A 4924-nucleotide genomic window follows, 5' to 3' on the forward strand; every position below is an offset into this window, starting at 1 on the left:
ATGGCGTCGATAGCAGGCAGAAAACGAGCGCGCTGCAGGCCATTGCGATAGAGCTCATCCGGCGGAATATTGGAGGTGGCGACCAGGGTGATGCCACGGGCAAACAGGGCTTTCATCAACCCGCCCAACAGCATGGCATCGGTAATATCGGAGACGAAAAACTCGTCGAAACAGAGCACATCGGTTTCCGCTTTAAAGCGGTCGGCGACAATCTCCAGCGGGTCGCTATGTCCCTGCAGGGTGGTCAGCTCGTCGTGCACGCGCAGCATAAAGCGATGAAAATGCAGGCGCTGCTTACGCTCGCCCGGCAGGCTCTGGTAAAACAGGTCCATCAGCCAGGTTTTTCCCCGCCCCACGCCGCCCCACATATACAGGCCGCGGACAGGTGCCGCCTCGGCAGCCGGTTCGCGCTTACCCAGCAGTTTGCCGAATTTCGCGCGCAAACCGCCGCCTGACGCGACGGGCGCGGGCTGAGTCTGCAGTTCCTGGTAAATGGTATCAAGGCGGCTCACCGCTTCTTGCTGGACGTCGTCGGGTTGATGGCTGCCCTCTTTCAGGGCTAAAAGGTAACGCGATGTTGGAGACAGGCTTTGCATGATCTAATTGTTATTCCTTGAAAACCGTAATGCCGAAGCTCACGATTGACGAAAAAAAGGCCGTTCTACACTACGCGATGATACGCCAGGATTCCACTTCTGTGGAATTAGCGGTTATAGTGGCACTATCGGGCGCAGGCGGAGAGCCTAACAGCCACCCTACGGAACCACAAAACAACGGGAGATGTTCATGACCTGGGAATACGCGCTAATTGGATTAGTCGTCGGTATCATTATTGGTGCCGTCGCCATGCGTTTCGGCAACCGCAAACTGCGCCAGCAGCAGGCGCTGCAGTTCGAACTGGAAAAAAATAAAGCCGAGCTTGAAGAATACCGTGAAGAGCTGGTCAGCCACTTCGCGCGCAGCGCCGAACTGCTGGATAACATGGCGCACGACTATCGTCAGCTGTATCAGCATATGGCGAAAAGCTCTAACAACCTGCTGCCGGACTCTATGGCAGACGCCAACCCGTTCCGCAACCGCCTGGAAGAGTCAGAAGCCAGCAACGATCAGGCCCCTGTCCAGATGCCGCGCGACTACTCTGAAGGCGCATCCGGTTTACTGCGCGGTGGCGCAAAACGCGATTAATTGATCGCGTCTGATAAAATATCTCCGGGCGCACCCACCGCGCCCGCTCCTTCCCCCACTTCCCGGCTACAATTTAAACCAGTACCCACATTGTTACCTGTGTAAAAATTCAATAACATCAGGTTATTCAGGACGTTCTTCCATTCACCTCAGGTTACGAGAGCCAGCATCTAATGAAGAAACAGACTTTGCTGTTGAGTGCGTTAGCGTTAAGCATTGGGTTATCGTTGTCGGCCCTGCCTCCGGCAGCAGCATCCTTACCGACTCAGGTGCCCGGCCAGGGCGCGTTACCAAGCCTGGCACCGATGCTGGAAAAGGTCCTGCCAGCGGTGGTTAGCGTGCAGGTGGAAGGTACCGCTTCGCCGACGCAAAATATGCCGGAAGAGCTGAAAAAATATTTTGGCGATAACGCCCCGCAAGAGCAGGCGCAGCCGTTTGAAGGGCTCGGCTCCGGCGTCATCATCGACGCGGCGAAGGGCTACGTCTTGACCAATAGCCACGTCATCAATCAGGCGCAGAAGATCAGCGTCCAGCTGAACGATGGCCGTGAGTTTGATGCCAAACTGGTCGGCAGCGATGAACAGAGCGACATTGCTCTGCTGCAGCTGGTTAAGCCGGCGAACCTGACGCAAATCGCCATTGCTGACTCCGATAAACTCCGCGTCGGCGACTTCGCCGTCGCCGTCGGCAACCCGTTCGGCCTTGGCCAAACCGCCACCTCCGGCATTATCTCTGCCCTTGGCCGCAGCGGCCTGAATCTTGAAGGGCTGGAGAATTTCATCCAGACCGATGCCTCGATTAACCGCGGCAACTCCGGCGGCGCGCTGCTGAACCTCAATGGCGAGCTTATCGGTATCAACACCGCGATCCTGGCGCCGGGCGGCGGCAGCATCGGCATCGGCTTTGCCATTCCAAGCAACATGGCGAAAACCCTCGCCGACCAGCTCATTCAGTTTGGCGAAATCAAACGCGGCCTGCTGGGCATTAAAGGCATGGAAATGAGCGCCGATATCGCCAAGGCGATGAATCTCGACGTTCAGCGCGGCGCCTTCGTCAGTGAAGTGCTGCCAAACTCCGGTTCCGCCAAAGCGGGGATCAAATCCGGCGACGTCATCGTCAGTCTGAACGGCAAGCCGCTGAACAGTTTTGCCGAACTGCGCTCGCGTATCGCCACCACCGAACCGGGCACCAAGGTCAAACTTGGCCTGCTGCGCGACGGAAAACCGGTCGATGTCGAAGTGACGCTGGATAAGAGCACTTCCTCCACCGCCAGCGCCGAGCTGATTATCCCTGCCCTGCAGGGAGCCTCGCTCAGCGATGGTCAGATGAAGGACGGAACCAAAGGGGTGGTAATCGACAATGTCGATAAAGGCAGCGCCGCTGCCCAGGTCGGCCTGCATAAGGACGACATTATCATTGGCCTTAACCGGGAACGTATTCACTCGATTGCCGAACTGCGCAAAGTGCTTGAAGGCAAACCGCCGGTCATCGCCCTGAACGTGATCCGCGGCAACGAAAGCATTTATCTGCTGCTGCGCTGATTGTCTTCCCGGACATCGCCGCCATGTGCGATGTCCGGACAACTCATGCTATGCTGCGTCTGACCATTCATTAACGATATTTGCATCATGCCTGGAAAGTTATTACGTTCGATACTCATCGGTTTGATTGTCGGGGGCCTGCTGCTGGCCCTGATGCCATCGCTGCGCCAGTGGCAGCTGACGCCGACCACCCAGAACGATACGGCAGACGACTCCCCTGTGAGCTATAACGCCGCCGTACGCCGCGCGGCGCCCGCCGTGGTGAACGTCTATAACCGCGCTCTGAACAGCACCAGCCATAATCAGCTGACGCTTGGCTCCGGGGTGATCATGGACCAGCGCGGCTATATCCTGACCAACAAGCACGTTATCAACGATGCCGATCAGATCATTGTCGCGCTGCAGGACGGCCGCGTCTTCGAAGCGCTGCTGGTCGGCTCCGACACCCTGACTGACCTCGCCGTGCTGAAGATCAACGCCACCGGCGGGCTGCCGGTGATCCCGATCAACCCGAAACGCACGCCGCATATTGGCGATGTCGTCCTGGCGATTGGCAACCCCTATAACCTGGGGCAGACCATCACTCAGGGGATCATCAGCGCCACAGGGCGCATTGGCCTCAACCCCACCGGCCGCCAGAACTTCCTGCAGACTGACGCCTCGATTAACCACGGTAACTCGGGTGGGGCGCTGGTGAACTCTCTCGGCGAGCTGATGGGGATTAACACCCTCTCCTTTGACAAAAGCAATGACGGCGAAACACCGGAAGGCATTGGCTTTGCGATCCCGTTCCAGTTAGCGACCAAAATTATGGATAAGCTGATCCGGGATGGCCGGGTGATCCGCGGCTATATCGGCATTAGCGGCCGGGAGATCGCCCCGCTGCACGCGCAGGGTGGCGGGATCGATCAGATCCAGGGGATCGTGGTTAACGATGTGGCGCCTGATGGCCCCGCAGCACAAGCCGGGATCCGCGCCAACGACGTGATCATCTCCGTGAATGACAAACCTGCGGTCTCTGCACTGGAGACGATGGATCAGGTGGCCGAGATCCGCCCGGGATCGGAAATTCCGGTAGTCATCATGCGTGATGATAAGAAAATTACGCTCCATATCGCCGTCCAGGAATACCCGGCCACCAACTAAACGGCTCCCCGTTTGGGGAGTCTCGTTAATCGCTAAATACCGGACCGGCCGGGTATCTGACCAGAAACCCGGTCACCGCCAGCAGCGATCTCAGCGCGGGCCAGACTATCTGTCGCTCGCGAAGCTCATCATCCAGCGTCAGTAGCGCAAACTCCCCCTTCTCACCCAGCACGCCACCCTGCCAGAGCAGGCGCTGCGCCTGCTGTCGCGCCCAGGGCGACTCACTCTTCCAGGCCAGCAAATGCAGCAGCGCCTGCTGCAGACAGACGCTGTGAGAATGGTTATCCCGCCGCAGCCGCCGGTAGACGGGCAGGGACACGCTGCGCACGGTATAAAATCCACTGCCCGCCTCTTCATCGCCTTCAGGGATTGCGCGGGCGAACTGCCCCGCCACGTCGCACAGCCGGTTGTGCGTCAGCGGAAGATGCCGGGCGCTGAGCGCCCCGGCCGCCATGCACAGCAGACCGCTGCGCTGCAGCGAGGGCGTCGCAGAGCGCACGACCGCCGCCGGTAAGGCAGTCACCGCCCGTGTCGCCTTGTCAGCGTTGTGGTCAGCTCCGGCCTCATAACAGCTGGCCAGCAGCGCTTCACCAGGCGTGGCGTTCAGCGGGGGCGAAAGCAGGTTCAGCGCCGGCTGCAGTTGTGCAAGTTCATCGCCTGACGCCAGCATGGCGTCAACCACCGCCTCCCGTGTTGATGTCCGGTTTTCCGGACAGCATGCTATGGCTTCATTCATCACCGTCTCCTTATGAGAAATCTCCGCGGCCGGTATGCCAGCCGCGGGAACTGGCTGGCCTACATCGCCAGCACGTACTTGAGCATCACCCCGGCGGCGATCGCCGAGCCGATCACCCCCGCCACGTTCGGGCCCATGGCGTGCATCAGCAGGAAGTTCTGCCCGTCCGCTTCCAGACCCACCTTGTTCGACACCCTGGCCGCCATCGGCACCGCCGACACCCCGGCGGAACCAATCAGCGGGTTGATTTTGTGTTTACTGAACACGTTCATCAGCTTCGCCATCAGCACCCCGGCCGCGGTCCCCACGCAGAAGG

At 59.3% G+C, this 4924-nt stretch carries 6 protein-coding genes; 3 read left to right on the forward strand and 3 right to left on the reverse strand.

The window, feature by feature from the left end; translation table 11 throughout:
- Window positions 1-596 (reverse strand): cell division protein ZapE (zapE, locus tag CWM53_RS12480; protein ID WP_133124349.1); only part of this gene is annotated, 596 nt, incomplete at its 3' end.
- Window positions 597-786: 190 nt separating this feature from the next.
- Between zapE and zapG the strand changes: the two genes are divergently transcribed.
- From zapG to degS, 3 genes are all read left to right on the forward strand, one after another.
- Complete coding sequence (zapG, locus tag CWM53_RS12485) at window positions 787-1185, forward strand: Z-ring associated protein ZapG (protein WP_012540461.1); 399 nt, start codon at window positions 787-789, stop codon at window positions 1183-1185.
- Window positions 1186-1358: 173 nt separating this feature from the next.
- Window positions 1359-2726 carry a serine endoprotease DegQ gene (gene degQ / locus CWM53_RS12490; RefSeq protein WP_061153177.1) on the forward strand — a complete coding sequence of 456 codons (1368 nt, stop codon included), beginning with the start codon at window positions 1359-1361 and terminating at the stop codon, window positions 2724-2726.
- Between the two features lie 87 nt (window positions 2727-2813).
- A complete protein-coding gene (gene degS / locus CWM53_RS12495) occupies window positions 2814-3872 on the forward strand; it encodes an outer membrane-stress sensor serine endopeptidase DegS (RefSeq protein WP_008806667.1) in 1059 nt (352 codons plus the stop codon).
- Window positions 3873-3897: 25 nt separating this feature from the next.
- Here the strand turns inward: degS and CWM53_RS12500 are convergent, their stop codons facing one another.
- Window positions 3898-4608: a hypothetical protein gene (locus CWM53_RS12500; protein WP_100676244.1), complete on the reverse strand. Its 711-nt coding sequence runs from the start codon at window positions 4606-4608 to the stop codon at window positions 3898-3900.
- A 59-nt stretch (window positions 4609-4667) separates the two neighbouring features.
- Window positions 4668-4924 (reverse strand): sodium ion-translocating decarboxylase subunit beta (locus CWM53_RS12505; protein ID WP_165785076.1); only part of this gene is annotated, 257 nt, incomplete at its 5' end.

This window comes from Klebsiella sp. A-Nf5, assembly GCF_002810545.1.
GTDB classification, from domain to species: Bacteria; Pseudomonadota; Gammaproteobacteria; order Enterobacterales; family Enterobacteriaceae; genus Klebsiella; species Klebsiella variicola.